We start from the raw sequence: 20,052 nt of genomic DNA, 5'->3' as shown, positions 1-20,052 counted from the left end.
ATTAGGAATCTTATGAATAACTTTCAATATTACAATCCCGTTCGTATCGTCTTTGGTGAAGGTCAAATCGAGAAGTTGGCTGAGCTTGTACCGGCAGAAGCTCGTGTCCTGATTACCTATGGTGGCAGTTCAGCACAACGTACAGGTACGTTAGATGAAGTTAAAACGGCATTAGCTGCCAGTGGCAATCGCGAAATATTCGAGTTTGGTGGTATTGAAGCCAATCCAGAATTTACTACCTTGCTAAAAGCTGCTGATATGGTCAATGAGCACAATATTGACTTCTTATTAGCCGTTGGTGGTGGCTCTGTGCTTGACGGCAGTAAGTTTGTCGCACTGGTATCATCATTGACTGAAGAAGATGGTACGGTATCACGCGATAAAGCATGGGATGCGCTCACCAGTTATTGCAGGGAGATCGATTCAGCAGTTGATTTGGGCGCGGTATTAACCATTCCAGCGACTGGCTCTGAGATGAATTCAGGCGGCGTGATTAACTATAGTGAACGCCAAGCAAAACTGCCGTTTGGTAATGCACTTGCCTTCCCTAAATTTTCAATTTTAGATCCAACCAAAACTATGACTTTACCTGAACGCCAAGTAATGAATGGTGTGGCTGATGCCTTTGTTCATGTGATGGAACAGTACCTGACCTATCCGGTCAATGCGAAAGTTCAAGATGCCTTTGCTGAGAGCTTATTAAAGATTCTGATTGAGGAAGGCGCAGCGGTAAAAGCCGATCCAGAGAATTTAGAGACCCGCAAAAACATCATGTGGACGGCAACTATGGCGCTAAATGGTCTGATCGGTACTGGTGTACCGCAAGATTGGACGACGCATATGATTGGTCATGAGTTGACCTCATTGCACGCGATTGACCATGCTCGCACGCTGACCATCGTATTGCCATCCGTCATGCGTGAGCTTAAAGACAGTAAAAAAGACAAATTGCTTCAATATGCACGCAACGTTTGGAATATTACAGTCGATGATAATGGTACTGAATTAAATGATGACGCCATCATTGAAGCGGCTATCAAACAGACTGAAAACTTCTTCCGCGAGCTTGGACTGCCGGTCAGCTTAGCAGATGTCGAGTTAGATGCTGCTGCCATTGATCCTATTATCAAGCAATTAGAAGTGCATGGTATGGTGAAATTGGGTGAGCATGGTAAAAACGACTTGGCAGTATCACGTCGTATTCTAGAGCGTGCCATTACTAGTAACGCTTAACTCTCTGAGTAATTATCTATAGTTATATTGTCGTTATAGAAACCACTAGCCTGTCACTTCAGAGTGGCAGGTAACTTTAAAATCAAAAATAAATAAAATAAGGCGCTTTATCATGAGCTTTAATGAACAACAAAATCCACAACAAAATCGTCAAATCAAACTTGCCAGCCGCCCACATGGCGCACCAACTGCCGATAATTTTGAATTGGCTACTGGCGAGATTCCAAAACCCAACCAAAGCGAGATGCTATTACGCACCGTATATTTATCGCTTGACCCTTATATGCGCGGACGTATGAGTGATGCCGCAAGCTACGCTGACCCATTAGAAATTGGCGATGTCATGCTAGGTGGAACGGTTGCCCAAGTCGTCGAGTCTAATATCGATACATTTGCAGTCGGTGATTTGGTAGTATCGAACTCGGGCTGGCAGGACTATAGCGTCAGCGATGGCGAAGGCGTCCTAAAACTCGATAAAAACATGGCAAACCCTTCTTATGGCTTGGGTGTGCTTGGTATGCCCGGCTTCACAGGTTACATGGGTTTGACTGATATCGGTAAACCAAAAAAAGGCGAGACCTTAGTTGTCGCGGCGGCAACGGGTCCTGTTGGTGCAACTGTTGGACAAGTCGGTAATCAATTAGGCTTACGTACTGTTGGCGTCGCTGGCGGTGCTGAGAAGTGTGCTTACGCAGTTGAAGAACTAGGCTTTGATGTTTGTCTTGATCATAAAGCCGATGACTTTGCTGAACAACTAGCAATCGCTTGCCCAAATGGTATCGACATTTATTACGAAAACGTCGGTGGTAAAGTCTTTGATGGCGTATTGCCACTATTAAACGCCCACGCACGTATTCCAGTATGTGGCTTGGTATCACAATATAACGCCACTGAATTGCCGGACGGTAAAGACCGTTTGGGTGTCCTGATGGGTAATATTTTAAGCAAACGTCTAACCATAAAAGGCTTTATTATCTTTGAAGAATACGGCGATCATTTCCCAGAATTCTTAGCTACGATGAGCAAATGGCTTGAATCAGGTGATGTTAAAACCAAAGAGCATCAAGTCGATGGTTTGGCCCAAGCACCACAAGCTTTCTTTGACATGCTTGATGGCAAAAACTTTGGTAAGACAGTGATTAAAGTGGCTGACGTTCAATAACGGATAGCTAACATAAAAAATCATGAAAATAACCAGTTAACAACATAACTTGTTAAGACAGCTACTGAAAGTCATTCTTAAAAGATGAATACTGTCAGCAGTCGGTTTTTTAGCGTTAATAATTTTCAATACCGACTGCAACACAGTACTGATAGGCTTTAATAATAAACCTCAATAATAACTTTCAACAATAAACAGGGACAATTATGAATATTTTAATGGTACTAACTTCACACGATAAATTGGGCGATACTGGTAAGAAGACAGGTTTTTGGCTAGAAGAATTTGCCGCGCCTTACTATGCTTTTTTAGATGCCGGTGTCAATATCACGATTGCCTCTCCTGCAGGCGGTCAACCACCACTTGACCCAAGTAGTGACACGCCGGATGCTCAAACCAAAGATACCAAACGTTTTAAAGAAGATTCTGAAGCCCAAGAACGCCTAGCAACGACTAAAAAATTGGCAGATATGAAAGCGGAAGATTTTGATTCAGTATTCTATCCTGGTGGTCATGGTCCAATGTGGGATTTAGCCGTTGATAAAAACTCGATTGAATTAATTGAGACGTTTATCAAACAAGATAAGCCCGTTGCTTTTGTCTGCCATTCTCCTGCCGCGCTCAAAAACGTTAAAATCGATGGCGAGTATCTGGTCAAAGGCAAAACGGTCACAGGCTTTAGTAATACTGAAGAAGAAGCGGTTCAACTCACTGACGTCGTGCCTTTCTTATTAGAAGATGTGCTAAAAGCCAATGGCGGAAACTATGAAAAAAGCTCTGATTGGGAATCGTTTGTGGTCGAAGATGGTTTGCTGATCACGGGTCAAAATCCAGCGTCGTCAGAAGAAGCCGCCAAGCGTTTAATGGCTAAAATACAGGCTTAATAGCATCAAATCCACTGCAAAAAGGCTAACTAAATGATTCGCTTACATCACCTCAATCAATCACGCTCATTACGGACGTTATGGCTTTTAGAAGAATTGGGACAACCTTATGAAATTATTAGCCACCAGCGTGATGCCAAAACGCATCTAGCACCAGATAGCCTAAAAGCGGTACATCCTCTTGGTAAGTCTCCGGTTATTGAGATGGATGGCGAGCTATATGCAGAGTCAGGTGCGATTACTGAGCTGTTGATTGAGCGGTTTGCACCTGATAATCTGCGCCCTGCTATCGATAGCGCAGATTATGGTCATTATTTACAGTGGATTAACTTTGCTGAAAGCTCGCTGATGCTGCCGCTTTTGCTTGAATTATTTACCAATAAAGCAGGTGCTGGTGATAATGCATTTTTAAAAGGGTATATCGCTCAAGAAAAACACAGGCTACTGAGCTATCTAAATGACGAGGTGGCAGGCAAATCCTTTATCGTGGGTAACAAGCTAAGCGGTGCAGATTTTATGCTGTCGTTTGATTTGATTATGCTTCTTAAGCGTGAGGCGTTAGAGGATTATCCTCATATTAAAGAATACGCGCTACAACTGGCAAGCCTTGATAGCTATCAGCGCGCCATGCGTTTGGAAGCAAATTATGATATGACTACTCTGACATAAATTCCACGGTTAAGCGCGTAGATGCGAACGATAATCAAAAACTATGATAAAATAGCTCAAGCTTTTCTTGGGCTATTTTTTCTTATTAGCGCTGATCAGACACCGCCTGATAACTGGGAGCGTTATCATGAATTTACATTATCCGTCGTTACCGATGATAGATAGCCCATGAGTACCGACTATCAGTTTAAACCTCATGAACGGCCGTTTATGCTGGGCTCTCCTGCCACACCCGATCATCCTACTTATCGGAAAGTATTTTACTTACTGATCGGTATTTTTATCGGTATTACTGCCAGTTTTCAAAACGGTCTATTAGTCGCCAACCTCTCTCAAATTCAAGGTGAGATGGGCTTAACCCCTGTTGAGGGTGGCTGGATATCAGTCGCTTACAATATGACCAATGCCTGTATCACGGTACTGCTCTATAAAATTCGCCAACAGTTTGGTATGTCGTTATTTAGTAAAATCACCCTATTCTTTTTGCTCTCAGCGACCAGTATGCAGTGGTTAGTCAGTAGTCATCTATTGAGCTCAACCACCGGAATTAGCATTGATCCTTATTATTTAGAGCTGATTGCCCGTGGCTTTAGCGGCGTGGTCGCGAGCGCTATGACAGTATTGTCTATCTTTTATTGTTTGCAAGGCATGCCAGCAGCTCGGCGTATTAGTGGGCTGATTTTGGGCTTTGGATTGGTACAGTTTGGGGTGCCTTTATCTCGCATCATCTCGCCTTATCTTGCCGCCGATGGTCAACTTGAAGGCTTATTTTTATTCCAAGTAGGCTTAGCTTTGATATGCTTTGGCTTAATTAACCTTCTTGAGCTGCCACGCGGCAATATGGAAAAAGTCTTTGAAAAGCTGGATATTGTCAGCTTTGCTTTTTTTGCGACTGGCCTTGCAGCATTGGCAGTGTTTTTGGTACAAGGGCGTATTTTATGGTGGACGACTCCTTGGCTCAGTTATCCACTGATTATTTCCGTCGTCACCATTTCTATTGCGTTGTGGATTGAAACCCATCGTAAAAATCCAATGCTACAAGTACGTTGGATGCGCAGCCGGACGATTATCGCCTTTATGATAACGGGCGCTGTGATGCGTATTTTGCTGTCTGAACAAAGCGTTGGCGCGGCAGGGTTATTGGCTAACCTCGGTTATGGAAATGATCAGCTGATTGTGTTCTATGCCATTATTTTAGCCGCTAGTGCACTGGCATTGGTGCTTAGCATTTTTACGACCAATGCGATGGACCTGCGTCGACCGGTGATTTTTGCCGTGGCATTGATTGCGATTGGTGCATGGATAGATACGGGTTTGTCGCTGAATTCTACACCGGCGATGTTTTATTTTAGCCAGTTTATCATTGCCTTTGCTGCCGTTTACTTTATGGGACCGATGGTATTTGAAGGGATGTTTCGTGCCATTGCTAATGGTCCGGCTTATATTATTAGCTTCTCGGTGATTTTTGGTATTTCACAAACGGTTGGCGGTTTAGCAGGTGCGGCGGGAATTCAAGCCTTTACCACCATTCGCACCCAAATGCACTATGCGGATATGGTCAGCTCCATGAGTACCGGCGATCCGGCAACCATGCCTCAAATATTACAAGGGATTCAGCGCCAAGCGACCGTCGCCGCTTATGATGACTTATTCTTTTTAATGGCAGTGAGCGCTACGATTACCGCGATCTATTTATTAATGGTTTATTTCTATTATCTATATCATAAGCGCAACCCACTTGGTAAAGAGCTTGCCGCGTTAGCAGAAATGATGGGCAAAAAATAGCAGATTATGCAAATGCTATTGTGTATTCTATAGCGCCTATTCTCTCTTATTATTATTGTAACGTTATCTATTATGCTTATTAAACCCTTTAGGAGCGTGTCATGAACGAAAACAAACCGAACCGCGTTGATGACGCAAGCACCCCTAACAAAACAGCTAAAACTGTTGAAAATGCTCAAGCTAGTGAATCATTATCAAATCAAGCGGTTGTGGGTACACCATCACAGTCACACATTGCTTCCAATAATGACACAAATACCAATATAGCAGCCATTCAACCTGAACCTACTATGCCTGCAACTCGGATTCAAACCGACCCTTCTGATGACTTACCTACGAATACCAATGAGCCTATAGACGCCGCTGATACAAATAAAATAGACAGCACTGAGGCAGGCGATGGCAAAGATGATACACCGATGCCACCCACTGAATCTATTCCTGCGCCAGCAGGTTGGTCGCCCAAAAAGAAGTCATTTTTTAATTTAGCCTTACTGATTGCGCTGATTGTTATTGGTGTGGCACTCATTCTCTATGCGTGGAAACTGCCACCTTTTACTCCAACCATGCAGCAAACCAATAATGCTTTTGTTAAAGGACAAACCACCATTATCAGTCCGCAAGTGTCAGGTTATGTGACAGAAGTAGCAGTAGAGGATTTTGCGAATGTTGCAGCTGGTGACTTATTGGTAAAAATAGATGACCGTACTTTTCAGCAGCAGCTCGAACAAGCGCAGGCAAATATCGATATTGCGTTAACCAATCGCTCTAGTAATGCGCAAGATACTGGCACCAGCCAAGCACAGATTCAGGCACGTGAGGCAGATGTTTATAGCGCCAAAGTGAGTGTCGACAGTGCCCGAGAGGACGTCAACCGTTATCAGGGCTTGATTGCCATTGGTGCAGTATCAAGTGCAGATGTTGCCCATGCTGAAGCTCAATTAGCAAAAGCACAAGCCGGTGTCCAACAAGCGGAAGCCAATTTACAAGTGGCGGTCGAGGGCAGCGAAAAAACGACGGCTAGCCGCTCTTCTTTAGATGCCAATATCAAAAATGCTGAAGCTGCCGCAAAACAAGCACAAATTAACTTAGATAACACCATAATCCGCGCCCGTGAATCAGGACAACTGAGTCAGTTGACTGTTAAAATAGGACAATATGTCACTGCTGGTACGCAGCTTATGTATATCGTACCAAAAGGCGTATGGATTATTGCCAACTTTAAAGAGACGCAAGTGGCAAATATGACCATTGGTGAAGCTGCCATTATTCATGTGGATGCCTTAGGTGGCACACGGTTTAGCGGACGGATCAGCAATATATCACCCGCAACAGGCAGTGAATTCAGTGCTGGCGCTGCCAATCCTGCGACAGGTAACTATATTAAAATCGCTCAGCGTATTCCGGTACGCATCGACTTAGACTCTAACCAGCCGGAGCTTGCCCGCCTACGTCCTGGTATGTCTGTTTCGGTAGATGTTGATACCAAATAGCTCCACTATAAAAGAAATGAAAAAAAGCCACTTTTTTTGCCATATGAATATGACAGGTAAAGTGGCTTTTTTATAGACATGTTTATAGACATGAACTTCTTCTAAGCCCATATCATCCGCTACCTATTACGTTTAAGGCAATAAGCGTTTGGTACTAAAGCTACCATCCGCCTCTTTATGATAGACAATACGGTCGTGCATTCGATTGGCGCGACCTTGCCAAAACTCCATCTCATTGACAGTAATCTCGTAACCACCCCAAAACTCAGGCGTTGGTACGGCTGCGCCTTCTGGATAGTCTGTTTTCAATTGCTCAAACGTCTGCTCCATCACATCGCGATTGGCAACTTCACCGCTTTGTGGTTGACTAACCCATGCGCCTACTTGGCTATCGTGCGGGCGTTTTTGAAAGTAAGCAGCAGATTTATCAGCATCAATTTTAGCAATACTGCCGCTGATACGAATCTGACGCTCAAGCTTGTGCCAAAAAAACAGCGCTTCGGCATTGGGGTTTTCAGCGATATCTTGACCCTTGGCACTTTCATAATTGGTATAAAAAACGATGCCTTTATCTGTAATTTCACGCAATAGAACAATACGCACGCTGGGTTTATTGTCCGCCCCACAAGTCGCTAAGCTCATCGCATATGGTTCTTGTACTTGCGCCTCTATTGCTTCATTCATCCAAACATTTAACAGCTCAAACGGTGATGCTGGTATTGATTGTTGGTCTAGTTGACCTTTTTCATATGACAAACGCTGATCGCTAAAGTCCATACTCATGATTTTCCCTTATTTTGCTATTCTAGTATGTTTATATCAAAGACTATTAACCCAATATGGCTTTTATTTTATCTGCCAAATCATTCGCCATTACATCACACTCTATCTCATCATCTGATTCAACCATGACTCGAATCATCGGCTCTGTGCCGGATTGGCGAATAAGCAAGCGACCACGACCCTCTAGAGTGGCACGTGCTTTATCAAAAGCGGCAACCAGCTCTTCACGCTCAAACGGATCTTGCATTTGAGATAAGCGTACATTGACCAGTTTTTGTGGTAATACTTCAAAGCCTTCAGTTAAATCACTTAGTGCTTTGCCTCTTGCTTGCATGACTGCAAGTATCTGCAAACTTGCAATAATAGCGTCGCCAGTCCGGCTTTTATCCAAGCATAAGATATGACCTGACGGCTCACCGCCCAATATCCAACCGTTGGCCTCAAGCTCTTGCATCACATAACGATCGCCTACTTTTGCCCGTGTAAACTCAATATCAGCCGCTTTTAACGCCAACTCTAAACCCATATTGCTCATTAGGGTGCCAACGACACCTGCCACCTTTGTTTGACCTTGAGTAGCGAGCACATACAAGATACCATCGCCGTCAACCAAATTGCCGGCTTCATCGACCATCACAATACGGTCGCCATCACCATCTAAGGCAATGCCCACATCGGCTTCGTATTTTAGCACTGCTTCTTGCAGACCTTCAGGATGCGTTGAGCCACAATCAGCATTGATATTGACACCGTCAGGCTTATTATTAATGGCGATGACATTGGCGCCCAGCTCACGCATGACACGAGGCGCCACGCTATAGCCTGCACCATTTGCACAGTCGACGACCACAGTCAGATGATCTAAATCATATTGATAGGGAAAGCTGCCTTTACAGAATTCAATATAGCGACCTTTCGCATCATCGATACGATTATTTTTACCCAATTGTGCCGGATCAAGAATAGGCATTACGGCATCGTTATTACCTTCAGCCGCCATAATAGCGTCCAACTTATCATTGATAGCATTTTGCATTGCATCAGTTAGTTTTTTGCCGTCGGCTGAGAAGAATTTGATGCCATTATCATAATATGGATTGTGTGAGGCAGAAATGACTACGCCTGCATCGGCATTAAAGCTACGGGTCAAATGTGCGATAGCAGGTGTGGGCAATGGCCCTAACATATATACATCGACGCCAGCGGCGTTAAAGCCGGCTTGTAGTGCGCCTTCGATCACATAGCCTGACAACCGCGTGTCTTTACCGATCACAACACTTGGCTTACGCGGCGAATTTTGATTGTTTTCTATCAGCACCAATCCTGTGACATAACCGAGCTTTAAGATAAAGTCTGGCGTAATTGGCAGCTCACCAAATTTACCGCGAATACCATCAGTGCCAAAGTAGCTCATTATTATTTTTCCTTAAGTCTAAAAGTAAAAGCCCCTACGTGGAAGCAGGCTCAGTAGCTTCAATCATTCACTGTCATCAATGGTTTTGATAAGACAAACAGTTATCAATTATTAGAATAATCTATGATTGTATTTTACAAAAAAAACAGCCAACAATAACAAGGCATTGTTGGCTGTTTGTATCTTAACGTCGCTTGACACTGTACGGCTGCGAGTCATCGTATCCTATAGCGGCAAAGATATAATTAGTCGACTCGATAGTTAGGTGCTTCTTTGGTAATCTGCACATCATGGACGTGTGATTCTTTCATACCCGCTGAGGTAACTTTGATGAACTGTGGTTTGCTGCGCATATCTTCAATCGTGGCACAGCCGGTATAGCCCATAGATGAGCGCAAGCCACCTACCAATTGGTTGACAATACCAGCGACTGGACCTTTATAAGGTACCCGACCTTCGATACCTTCTGGTACCAATTTTTCCACACCGTCTTTGGCATCTTGGAAGTAGCGATCTGATGAACCGTTTTGACCTGACATCGCGCCCAAGCTACCCATACCGCGGTAAGCTTTATAATAGCGACCTTGGAATAGCTCAACTTCACCCGGTGCTTCTTCTGTACCTGCCATAAGTGAGCCAACCATGATGCATGATGCACCAGCAGCAATGGCTTTTGCCATATCACCTGAATAGCGAATACCACCATCAGCAATCAATGGAATACTGTCTTGCAAAGCGCTTGCAACACTATCAATCGCCGAGATTTGCGGCACACCGATACCAGCGATGATACGTGTGGTACAGATAGATCCTGGACCAATACCAACTTTGACCGCATCTGCACCAGCATCACGTAAGGCTTTTGCAGCATCACCTGTCGCGATATTGCCGCCAATCACCTGTACATGCGGGAAATGTTTTTTAATCCAAGATACTTTATCAATAACGCCTTTTGAGTGACCATGCGCGGTATCAACAACGATGATATCGACGTCAGCCGCAATCAAAGCTTCAACGCGTGCTTGAGTATCAGCGCCCGTACCAACTGCTGCGCCCACACGCAGGCGACCTTGCTCATCTTTACAAGCATTGGGATTGTTTTCAGCTTTAGCAAAGTCATTGACCGTAATCAGACCACGCAAACGGAAATCATCATTGATAACAATAACTTTTTCGATACGGTGTTCGTGTAGCAGTCTTTTGATGTTTTCGTTGCTTTCACCTTCTTTAACGGTGACGAGCTGCTCTTTTGGCGTCATGATATGGCTGACAGGCAATGATAGATTGGTCTCAAAGCGCCAGTCACGATGAGTAACGATACCAACTACTTTATCAGTGCCCTTTTCAACCACTGGCACGCCTGAGATGTTATTGTCTTGGGTCAGTCTTAATAACTCACCGATGGTCATCTCTGGATGCACAGTAATAGGATCAACCACAGTACCAGCTTCGAATTTTTTGACGCGGCGCACTTGCATTGCCTGCTTATCGATATCCATGCTCTTATGCAAAATACCTAAACCACCAAGTTGTGCCATGGTAATGGCCATCTCAGACTCAGTGACTGTATCCATAGCAGCAGAAATTAGCGGTAAATTTAGCGTGATACTTTTTGTTAGGCGGGTCGTTAGATTAGCAGCTTTTGGCAGTATTTCTGAATAAGCTGGCAATAATAAAACGTCATCAAAGGTTAAGGCTTCATCGACAATTCGCAACATACAGACCCCTAGTAGTGGTTATTTTGATGGGTGGGCAATACAGCATCAAGAAAATCAACAGAAATTCTATCAAAATCATAAGGTTATAAACCTAGCAGAAAATAATAAAACTGTGGGGAACAAATACTAAATACAAACATTCGCTCGGCACATCATCAATTTATCATTGCTCATTAAATCATTGGCTCAGCAGACTGGCTAATACAGCGCCCTTTACCTGCCCCAAAATCTAACTATACAATGCTTAACAACTGAATTATCCCTTAAAAATAACGCCATATTATAACAAATAAGCAAGCAAATCGCATGCTATATTTGTCAATAGGTTTTACCCAAAGCTGTCTATCGATAGTGACGCTGTACATTCAAGTTTTTTAAGCGCTAAACCAATAGATATTGACTATTTTTGTCTCAATACAAGGTGCTCAGCTGGTAGATAATGCTTTTGTTCACGGTACAAATAATCAAGCATCTGCTCACGTATCTCACAGGCCAGTGTCCATGCTTCTACAGGGCCTACCGCTGAAACAGCGCCGCGCAGTTGAATGGTCTTTTCAGTTACCTCAACGACAAATATTTCAGGCTCAGTTTTATTATCCCAAAGCTTATTGTCTTTCACTACCGAAATAAACTGCTGCCGAATGGCGTCAATATCTGCGCCGTAATCGATATATAAGAACACAGGACAGGTCTGATGCACTTCTGTATGCGACCAGTTCTCTACCATTTCGGTGATCAATTCGCGCATCGGCACGATTAATCGACGTTCATCCCATGTTTTTAGTACCGCATAAGTATAACGCAGGTCTTCAACGGTACTAAAGTTGCCATCCATTATCACACTGTCGCCAATTCGTACGGGCTGGGTCACTGCTACCTGTACTCCAGCAATGATGTTACCCAGTATTGGTTGAGCGGCGATACCAATGACCACGCCAGCAATGCCAGCCGAAGTCAGTAAGGTTTTGCCAAAGCCTTCCATGTTGGCAAACTCACTCAGACCTATCCAAATACTGCCCAACACCATGACAAATACGAAGACGCGGCGAAATATCGATACGTAAGTTCGACGACGGCGCACTTTGTCAAACTGCTCCTCTCCTAGATTTTCAATCTGCATATCTTGATAGCGGTTGGCAAAAAAATTGATAACACGTATACCGAGCCACATGGCGCTAAAGACCAATCCAATCCAAATAATCGGACGTGTCGAGGAAGCGACTGCATCCAAGTAAGGGAAGCCGCCCGATACCAAGGTAAATACCGATGAGAAGCTGATGGTAAAGGTTAGCGGTACTGTCAGCTTATTGACCAAATCCTCTACACCGTTGTGATGAAGGGTGCCAAGACGGTTGCCTTCTTTATCCATGACATACCAATTGAGGAGCTTGCCAGCGGCAGTACTTAGCAGCCAGCCAATGCCCATGGTAAAGGAGAAGAATATAAATAACGCTAAAAACTCCCAGATAGCAATATTAAAAAGCTTTAGCTTGGTCCAACTAGGCAGATAGCGCTCAAACTTTGCCGGATGATATTGCTCATAAAGCTTATCAATATTTGCCACCGTCTGCGCTGAAAATACCCAAAAAGGCGCACTATCATCAATACGTACACGCTCTAGATGCAAGGGTACTCGGCGCTCGCGATAATCAATATAACCAAGCTGAATCGAACGTCTAGGAATGCCTTGAATACTGTTTGTGCTACCAAGCGGTGGCTCAATCAAACCGTCAGGACGATCTGGCAATTCATCAAAAACATAGAGCTTTTTTTCAATCAACAGAAAATCAAGCTGTTTGACCAAATCCATTGCTTGATTCGACTGTGATTCACTATCAATCAAGTTCATATTTAGTGCATAAGCTGCCAAATCATATTGCTGATTCATGACTGCCGATTGGAAAAACTCTAATGTGGCAAGGGGTGTCGACAAATTCGGCGGTTCAGACAAGGGCGGCAAACCTGCATTAAGCTTATCTAACGTATAGTAGTTTTCGTTATAATCACCAGTGAGACCAGAATCTCCTTGTAGCACACCTGCTTGCTGCACTGTCCTTTTTTCTAGCGGGCTAATTACCTCTGCTGCAACGGCAGAAACAGTCACTCCTTCTTCTTTTAACTTATCGATTCTTTGCGCAGCATACTCAACCAAATTTTCTGGTTTTGTAGTAACTGTCTCTTCAATATTTTGACTGTCTATTTCCTCAGTACTGCTTGCTGCATAAGCAGAAATGCACGCCATATTTAATAGGATAAATAAGCTGCCAATTATAAAGAGCAGTCGCGATAGAAACTGGGCATGAGACTGTAGAGAGTGAGTCCTGAGAAATCCGAAAGGAGTTTGCATACAAAAACTCTTGCTAATAAGTATGATATTAAGCTAATGCAGAAGACACAAAAAAGCCAGCAGATAGCTGGCTTAATTTATTATTGTTTGTGAATGAACAAGCGCAAAAAACTAATGCTTACATTAAGCACGGCGCCAAGTGGTGCCCGCACGACTGTCTTCAAGCTCAATACCAGCCTCTTTCAACTGCACACGAATCTCATCAGCACGCGCAAAGTTTTTATTGGTTTTGGCATCAGCGCGCTCGATGATTAGCCCATCAATGGCTTCGTCGGTTAAACTATCTTCAGCTACTTCACCAATGACGGCTTGCAAGAACTGCTGCACAGGCTGCTGTAAAATATTAAGCGTTTGCGCCAAAGCTTTTAAGTGCTGCGCTAATTGCCATGCAGTCTCTACATCTTGTGCTTTACTCGCTTTATTGATATCACGCGCTAATCCAAACAGCACACTGATTGCCGTTGAGCTATTAAAGTCGTCATTCATGGCTTTGATAAAGTCTTGTCCCACTGCACTGGCGTAGGCATTATTAATCAAGGCTTCATCGATAATAAGTACTTCACCTTTTTGTTGTTCAGCAACTTTTAATGCTTGATACAACCTGCTTAGGCTATTATGCGATTCGTCCAAGGCACTATCAGAGAAGTTTACTTGACTGCGATAATGACTCGACAATAAGAAGAAACGAACCGTTTCTGGTAAGTATTTTGCCATGACATCACGAATGGTAAAGAAATTCCCCAATGACTTGGACATTTTTTCGCCATCAACATTGATAAAACCAACGTGCATCCAGTTACGCGCGTATTCACAGCCGGTTGCTGCTTCAGATTGGGCAATCTCGTTTTCATGATGCGGAAACTGTAAATCATGACCGCCTCCATGGATATCAAAGGTATTACCAAGGCATTTGGTCGACATTGCTGAGCATTCAATATGCCAGCCTGGACGCCCTTGACCCCACGCTGATGCCCATTGCGGCTCATCCGGTTTCGCCGCTTTCCATAACACAAAATCAAATGGATTACGCTTATCGTTCTCGACTTCAACCCGTGATCCTGCCTGCATATCATCAAGGTTACGTTTTGACAATTTGCCATAATCTGCGAAGCTATCCACTGCATAGTAGACATCACCATTATCACCCGCGTAGGCATAGTCATTACTAACCAACGTCTCAATCATCTGCTGCATCTCATCGATATGATCGGTCGCACGCGGTTCTGCATCAGGGGACAAGCAGCCAAGTGCTGTCGCATCTTCATGCATGGCAGTAATAAAACGTTGGGTCAATGCGCCAATCTCTTCACCATTTTCGGCAGCACGAGTAATGATTTTGTCATCAATATCAGTAATATTACGCACGTAATTTACGTCATAGCCCAATTGTGCAAGCCAACGTACTGCCATATCAAAGCCAACCATCACCCGAGCGTGACCGATATGACAGTAATCATAAACCGTCATGCCACACACATACATACCTACTTGCCCGGCTTTGAGTGGTACAAACTGACGTTTACCGCCAGTCAGTGAATCATAAATGGCAAGCTGAGACATCGCGTCTGCAAGAGGTGTGGTCATAGTCATAAAGCCTTTAAATTAAAAGTATAAGAGAAAACAAGCCTAGCAATCATGTACGCTTAGCCAATAAAAAAGCGCTTACATAAGCAAATCATGCATAAATCAAGGATAAAGAGAACATCAATATAAAACTTAACCCATTATCTTAGCGAAAATGCTCGTAAAATACTACAATGAGCGCGCAAGTAAGACTCTGTAATGATAAAAACATTGATAGTTAAGGATAAAAATATGGGCAATCGTTTAAGCAAAATTTATACGCGTACTGGCGATGATGGCAGTACCGGCATGGCAGATGGTAGTCGCGTCAGTAAAGCGGATATCCTATTTAGTGTGATGGGTGATATTGATGAGCTCAACTCGCACATTGGCTTGGTACGTGCGCAGCTTACTCAAGCGTTAAGTACGGAAACCAATAATTCAAGTCACAGCCAACAGCTACCTGAACGCTTGCAAACAAAACAAGAAGTCGACTTTGCCCAAGCTTTAGTGATTATTCAACATTTATTATTTAATATCGGTGGTGAGCTTGCTATGCCAGAATATGAAGGCGTAAATACGATTCATATTGATTGGCTTGAGCAACAGATCGATGCGATGAATACGACGTTACCACCGCTAAAAGACTTTATCTTACCAACAGGCTCATTATTGGTCAGCCAGTTGCATGTGGCACGTACTGTTTGTCGCCGCGCTGAGCGCCAAGCGGTATTACTAAAACAAGCGCAGCCACAAGCCATTCGTCCGACAGCAGTCAGCTTTATCAACCGTTTGTCTGATTGGCTCTTTGTCGCTGCACGTTTTTGCACAGATCCCAAGCAGGTCTCTGAAGTCTTGTGGGACAGCCAAGTATTACAAAAATTCGCTGATAGTTGAGCCATTTAACGAACCATAAAAAAACGCCCGCAATAAATATGTTGCAGGCGCTTTTTTATTGAAATACTGAATTGAAATATTGAAACGATGCTTATCGATATTTAGTAGCAATAAGATTAATAAGTTGCTTCTTTATCTTCAATAATGACCATATCAATGCTTTCATCTTTAGGCGTTGCTTTTGGTGCTTCTGGAGCAGCAGGTGTAGGAGTTACTGTACTAGGCGCAGTAGTGCTAGGTGTTGGCGCTGACGGAGTGCTACTTGGTGTCTTTGTACTTTGACTGCTGTTTTGATTAACAACTGGTGGCTTAGCAGGTTGTGCTGGGCGCACAGGCGCAGCTGGCGTTACCGCTCTTGGCTGACTAGTATTATTATTGCTCTGTGTATTCTGAGCTGATTCACGGCGGCGTTCAGGTTGCTGAGTGGCACGTTGGGCGCGCTGCTCTTCCATTGCTGACTGGAGCGTTGAGCTGGCAACCACTTCTGATACCACAGTCAATAATGCTGGCTGTCCTGCGATACGTGTACGTACTTGACCACCTTGCGTACCAACAACATAGGTGAAAGCATCATCTATGAGCATATTGTTATTGATACGAATATTGTCATTGGCTAAGCGCGATTGCAAACTTGGCTGATTATTAGCGGCTTGCACTTGGCTGGCTTGATATAAGTCTTCACTTGGCAGAGTCATGCTGACGCTTGCCTGACAGGTAGTCAGACCATTTTCATTGGTTGCTTGCAACACGGCGACATTTTGTATATCGATGATAATACCGTTTGCTTTAGTAGAAACCACACCGCTGCCTAAGCCAATCTCTGCATCGTTGGCATAACTGACGGCTAAAGTTTGGGCTTGTTGATTGAGCGTATTTTTCAAAGCAGATTTGAGGCGGTCTTGTACCATAGGATCATCACAGCTCACCGCTGTGGCAGCAGCGTTTTCACTAACCTGTGTTTCTTGCTCAGTCACTTCTACCGTTTCGGCATCGTCTTTTTCTGAGCGATCACAACCAGCAAGCGCTAAACCACATACCATGCCGATACCAGCAACTTTATACCATTTGCTCACACTTTTATTTGCTACGCTCATATCTCTTTTGCTCCAATTTACTGATTCGTACCGTCGCTCACGGACAGTATTTGACATTTACACTATAAAACTCAAATCTAGCAGAAACCGGCATTGCGATAGATTTGAAAACCACATTATTATACGGTGTTTGCAGGAGATGGTCATCCATGTAGCCTACTGATGTACAAATAACGTTCAACATTGTGTCCGAAATCTAGCTTTAGTTGCAAAAAAGCTACAAATATATATTTACTTAAACAAATATTAAGATGATGACAGAAAGTTTTATCAGCATAAGATTTTTATAAATGCTCTATTCAATACGCTTTGATACGTGATAGCGTTGGATGCAGTTAATAACAGACGATATAATATTTCCATTATAATGCTCAAAATATGTGACGGTCACTGGTTATGATAGATCTTAAGAACACCTTGCTACTTGGTCATCGCGGCGCGCGCGGTGAAGCATTAGAAAATACCTTATCAGGTTTTGAATATGCGCAAAATTTGAAAAGCTCTGGCTTAGCAGGTGTAGAGTTCGATGTACAACTTAGCCGAGATGGACAGCTCATCGTCTTTCATGATGAAACGCTTGAGCGCATGTGCGCGCAGCAGTCGCGTCTAGATCAGCTAAATGTGAGCGAAATACAGCGTCATCATCAGTTTGGTCAGCCAATTATCACGTTGCCTGACATTGCTTCTGCTTTAAATACCTATACTTATATTGAGCTTGAGGTTAAAACCCATAGTCGCACTGATTATGCCAAACTCGTAAAAGCCTTGATGCGTGACCTCATTGATAGCCCCCTTGCTAGCCTACCGATTTTGCTAACCAGCTTTGATGTTGAGCTGCATGCCTATTTACAACGCAGTACTTTCATGAGGCATATACCACGTGGGCTGCTTATTCGAGAGCCTAAACTACTGAAACAGGCTTCCAATACTGCCTTACAACTTGGCTGTAAGCAATTAGGTATCCACTATCCGCTTTTGAATCGTGAAGTCATACAGCATTGTCATCGCTATGACTTACCTGTAAGTGCATGGACGGTCAATGATATCGAGACTATTAAGCAGCTTATAAACTGGCAAGTTGATGTGATTATTACCGATTACCCAAGCTATTTATTACTGCCTTAACGCATTACTCCTATTTCTAAAGTCGCTTTGGTGGTGTACATATTTATTGTTTTACTTACATTTTTACCTTATAGCTGATAAGTCACAGCTTATTTGCCATAACACCTACTATAATCCATACAAGTTATTGTTATTTAGCAATATTTTTATAGTGTATAAGTGTTCACTTTACTAAGTATTTAAGGTAATATAGACGCTTAAATTAATACCGTTAGGGATATTATATGATTGCAAAAAAAGCACTTGGCTTACCGCTTAAAGGCTTACGTTTCGCTATCAAATCTGGTGACACACTTGTCAAAAATGCCAGCATTCAAGTCACACGTTTTAAAACACGTTTTGATGAGAATAAAGCAAAAAACTCACTCGATGAGATGCCTGTTGCCAAACGCAACTATGCAAGCGCCTCTGAGCAGACTGAACTGCCTACCGATGTAGACAGTATCGATATGCGTGAGTTTGAGTTTACCAAAGCACCGATTAACTGGATTCCAGCGACTATTCTGGTAGCCACGCCTATTGCTGCAGCAATTATTACGCCATGGTATCTGTTCACCCATCAAGTCAGCGCACCGGTTTGGGGCGTATTTGGTGCGTTTATGGTTTGGACGGGTATCAGTATCACAGCTGGTTATCACCGTTTACTATCGCATCGTGCTTATAAAGCGCATCCAATCGTCAAAAACTTTTTATTGCTAGGTTCTACCTTTGCGGTACAGGGTTCGGCGTTTGATTGGGTTTCTGGTCACCGTACGCATCATCGTCATGTCGATGATCGCTTAGAAGACCCGTACTCAGCGAAACGTGGCTTTTTCTTTAGTCATATGGGCTGGATGCTACGCAATTATCCTAGTGGCAAATTTGACTATAAAAATATCCCTGACCTGACCAAAGATAGAACGCTGCAAATTCAACATAAATATTACGGTTTATGGGTCGCTGCATTGAACATCGGTGCAGTCGCCGCGATCGGTTGGTTATTGGGTGATGTTTGGGGTACTTTGGTCATCGTCGGTTTGCTACGTCTGGTATTGACGCATCACTTTACCTTCTTTATCAATTCGCTATGTCATATGTTTGGGTCGCGTCCTTATACCGATACCAACACTGCCCGTGATAACTTCTTCTTGGCTTTATTTACGTGGGGTGAGGGTTATCATAACTATCATCACTTCTTCCAGTACGATTATCGTAATGGCGTAAAATGGTGGCAGTATGATCCAACCAAATGGCTCATCGCTGGTTTATCGAAGCTAGGCTTGACTACTGAGCTACGTACTGTTGATGACACCACTATCAAGCATGCTGAAGTACAAATGCAATTTAAAGCAGCGCAGCAGCAGATTGATACGGTCACATCAAGTGGTATTGATATTCCTCATGCGATGAAAAGCTTCCAAGATCGTATTAAGTTTGAATACGATGCCTTTACGCAAACGGTTGAAGAATGGCAAGCATTAAAAGCAAAAACCATTGAGCTGAAAAAGACCGAGTTTGCTGATCGCTTGCATGAAGTTGAAGATGAGTTAAAGCAAGATTATGCCAAGATTGAACAAAAAATATTGGCACATAACAGCAATCTGAAAACAGCATTTCGCTCTATCGGTGAAAGCGCAAAAGCGGCTTAAGCATTGATCACTGTTTGATTATTTAGTATTTTATTGTGACGTTTTTCCTTCCCTCTATCTGTAAAAGATAGGGGGATTTTTTCGTGCGGTATTAAGTATCATGTCTATTAATAAATAATAGTGTGATAAACAATGATGTGATAATTAATCATGATTTACAAGAGACGGACAGAGTGCAATGCTGCTATATCAAGGCTATGTTATAGTGAGTTTATTCTATTCATATCTTAAATTTCTTCTCCCAGCTTTTATCTTTA

The 20,052-nt window shown here is 43.3% G+C and carries 15 protein-coding genes; 9 read left to right on the top strand and 6 right to left on the bottom strand.

The window, feature by feature from the left end:
* The first annotated feature begins 12 nt into the window (after positions 1 to 12).
* From PSYCG_RS05040 to PSYCG_RS05015, 6 genes are all read left to right on the top strand, one after another.
* Positions 13 to 1,233, top strand: coding sequence for an iron-containing alcohol dehydrogenase (locus tag PSYCG_RS05040; RefSeq protein WP_020443229.1), 1,221 nt, complete (start codon positions 13 to 15; stop codon positions 1,231 to 1,233).
* A gap of 112 nt (positions 1,234 to 1,345) precedes the next feature.
* On the top strand, positions 1,346 to 2,395 hold the full coding sequence (locus PSYCG_RS05035; protein ID WP_020443228.1) for an NADP-dependent oxidoreductase: 1,050 nt from the start codon (positions 1,346 to 1,348) through the stop codon (positions 2,393 to 2,395).
* Positions 2,396 to 2,601: 206 nt separating this feature from the next.
* Complete coding sequence (locus tag PSYCG_RS05030; protein WP_011513350.1) at positions 2,602 to 3,279, top strand: type 1 glutamine amidotransferase domain-containing protein; 678 nt, start codon at positions 2,602 to 2,604, stop codon at positions 3,277 to 3,279.
* Positions 3,280 to 3,312: 33 nt separating this feature from the next.
* The gene (locus PSYCG_RS05025; protein ID WP_011513349.1) at positions 3,313 to 3,948 is read left to right on the top strand and encodes a glutathione S-transferase family protein; all 636 of its coding nucleotides are present in this window, start codon (positions 3,313 to 3,315) and stop codon (positions 3,946 to 3,948) included.
* Between the two features lie 168 nt (positions 3,949 to 4,116).
* Positions 4,117 to 5,733 (top strand): MFS transporter, encoded by a 1,617-nt coding sequence (locus PSYCG_RS05020; RefSeq protein WP_020443227.1) that lies wholly within the window; start codon positions 4,117 to 4,119, stop codon positions 5,731 to 5,733.
* A gap of 101 nt (positions 5,734 to 5,834) precedes the next feature.
* Positions 5,835 to 7,226 carry an HlyD family secretion protein gene (locus tag PSYCG_RS05015; RefSeq protein WP_020443226.1) on the top strand — a complete coding sequence of 464 codons (1,392 nt, stop codon included), beginning with the start codon at positions 5,835 to 5,837 and terminating at the stop codon, positions 7,224 to 7,226.
* 132 nt (positions 7,227 to 7,358) lie between these two features.
* Here the strand turns inward: PSYCG_RS05015 and pdxH are convergent, their stop codons facing one another.
* From pdxH to cysS, 5 genes are all read right to left on the bottom strand, one after another.
* Positions 7,359 to 8,009: a pyridoxamine 5'-phosphate oxidase gene (gene pdxH / locus PSYCG_RS05010; RefSeq protein WP_020443225.1), complete on the bottom strand. Its 651-nt coding sequence runs from the start codon at positions 8,007 to 8,009 to the stop codon at positions 7,359 to 7,361.
* Positions 8,010 to 8,055: 46 nt separating this feature from the next.
* Positions 8,056 to 9,423: a phosphoglucosamine mutase gene (gene glmM, locus PSYCG_RS05005; protein WP_020443224.1), complete on the bottom strand. Its 1,368-nt coding sequence runs from the start codon at positions 9,421 to 9,423 to the stop codon at positions 8,056 to 8,058.
* A gap of 245 nt (positions 9,424 to 9,668) precedes the next feature.
* Complete coding sequence (gene guaB / locus PSYCG_RS05000) at positions 9,669 to 11,141, bottom strand: IMP dehydrogenase (RefSeq protein WP_011280629.1); 1,473 nt, start codon at positions 11,139 to 11,141, stop codon at positions 9,669 to 9,671.
* Between the two features lie 400 nt (positions 11,142 to 11,541).
* On the bottom strand, positions 11,542 to 13,383 hold the full coding sequence (locus PSYCG_RS04995; protein WP_020443223.1) for a mechanosensitive ion channel family protein: 1,842 nt from the start codon (positions 13,381 to 13,383) through the stop codon (positions 11,542 to 11,544).
* 228 nt (positions 13,384 to 13,611) lie between these two features.
* Positions 13,612 to 15,078, bottom strand: a complete 1,467-nt coding sequence (gene cysS / locus PSYCG_RS04990) for a cysteine--tRNA ligase (protein WP_041772244.1) — start codon at positions 15,076 to 15,078, stop codon at positions 13,612 to 13,614.
* Between the two features lie 225 nt (positions 15,079 to 15,303).
* On the opposite strand from cysS, the gene PSYCG_RS04985 reads away from it, so the two are divergent.
* Entirely contained in the window at positions 15,304 to 15,948 is a 645-nt protein-coding gene (locus PSYCG_RS04985) for a cob(I)yrinic acid a,c-diamide adenosyltransferase (protein ID WP_020443221.1), read from the top strand.
* A 116-nt stretch (positions 15,949 to 16,064) separates the two neighbouring features.
* Here the strand turns inward: PSYCG_RS04985 and PSYCG_RS04980 are convergent, their stop codons facing one another.
* A complete protein-coding gene (locus PSYCG_RS04980) occupies positions 16,065 to 17,042 on the bottom strand; it encodes a hypothetical protein (protein WP_020443220.1) in 978 nt (325 codons plus the stop codon).
* A 396-nt stretch (positions 17,043 to 17,438) separates the two neighbouring features.
* On the opposite strand from PSYCG_RS04980, the gene PSYCG_RS04975 reads away from it, so the two are divergent.
* Both PSYCG_RS04975 and PSYCG_RS04970 read left to right on the top strand, forming a co-directional pair.
* Positions 17,439 to 18,167 (top strand): glycerophosphodiester phosphodiesterase, encoded by a 729-nt coding sequence (locus PSYCG_RS04975; RefSeq protein WP_020443219.1) that lies wholly within the window; start codon positions 17,439 to 17,441, stop codon positions 18,165 to 18,167.
* Between the two features lie 449 nt (positions 18,168 to 18,616).
* Entirely contained in the window at positions 18,617 to 19,795 is a 1,179-nt protein-coding gene (locus PSYCG_RS04970) for an acyl-CoA desaturase (RefSeq protein ID WP_181210356.1), read from the top strand.
* The last annotated feature ends 257 nt before the right edge of the window (positions 19,796 to 20,052 follow it).

Source organism: Psychrobacter sp. G (genome assembly GCF_000418305.1).
Taxonomy (GTDB): domain Bacteria; phylum Pseudomonadota; class Gammaproteobacteria; order Pseudomonadales; family Moraxellaceae; genus Psychrobacter; species Psychrobacter cryohalolentis.
The sequence above is the reverse complement of the archived record's forward strand: the minus strand, read 5'-3'. Positions and strand labels throughout refer to the sequence as shown.

Excerpts from the sequence above, each read along its gene's own strand:
- PSYCG_RS05040 (WP_020443229.1), top strand. The coding sequence starts at position 13 with ATGAATAACTTTCAATATTACAATCCCGTTCGTATCGTCTTTGGTGAA.
- PSYCG_RS05035 (WP_020443228.1), top strand. The coding sequence starts at position 1,346 with ATGAGCTTTAATGAACAACAAAATCCACAACAAAATCGTCAAATCAAA.
- PSYCG_RS05030 (WP_011513350.1), top strand. The coding sequence starts at position 2,602 with ATGAATATTTTAATGGTACTAACTTCACACGATAAATTGGGCGATACT.
- PSYCG_RS05025 (WP_011513349.1), top strand. The coding sequence starts at position 3,313 with ATGATTCGCTTACATCACCTCAATCAATCACGCTCATTACGGACGTTA.
- PSYCG_RS05020 (WP_020443227.1), top strand. The coding sequence starts at position 4,117 with ATGAGTACCGACTATCAGTTTAAACCTCATGAACGGCCGTTTATGCTG.
- PSYCG_RS05015 (WP_020443226.1), top strand. The coding sequence starts at position 5,835 with ATGAACGAAAACAAACCGAACCGCGTTGATGACGCAAGCACCCCTAAC.
- pdxH (WP_020443225.1), bottom strand. The coding sequence starts at position 8,009 with ATGAGTATGGACTTTAGCGATCAGCGTTTGTCATATGAAAAAGGTCAA.
- glmM (WP_020443224.1), bottom strand. The coding sequence starts at position 9,423 with ATGAGCTACTTTGGCACTGATGGTATTCGCGGTAAATTTGGTGAGCTG.
- guaB (WP_011280629.1), bottom strand. The coding sequence starts at position 11,141 with ATGTTGCGAATTGTCGATGAAGCCTTAACCTTTGATGACGTTTTATTA.
- PSYCG_RS04995 (WP_020443223.1), bottom strand. The coding sequence starts at position 13,383 with ATGGCGTGCATTTCTGCTTATGCAGCAAGCAGTACTGAGGAAATAGAC.
- cysS (WP_041772244.1), bottom strand. The coding sequence starts at position 15,078 with ATGACTATGACCACACCTCTTGCAGACGCGATGTCTCAGCTTGCCATT.
- PSYCG_RS04985 (WP_020443221.1), top strand. The coding sequence starts at position 15,304 with ATGGGCAATCGTTTAAGCAAAATTTATACGCGTACTGGCGATGATGGC.
- PSYCG_RS04980 (WP_020443220.1), bottom strand. The coding sequence starts at position 17,042 with ATGAGCGTAGCAAATAAAAGTGTGAGCAAATGGTATAAAGTTGCTGGT.
- PSYCG_RS04975 (WP_020443219.1), top strand. The coding sequence starts at position 17,439 with ATGATAGATCTTAAGAACACCTTGCTACTTGGTCATCGCGGCGCGCGC.
- PSYCG_RS04970 (WP_181210356.1), top strand. The coding sequence starts at position 18,617 with ATGCGTGAGTTTGAGTTTACCAAAGCACCGATTAACTGGATTCCAGCG.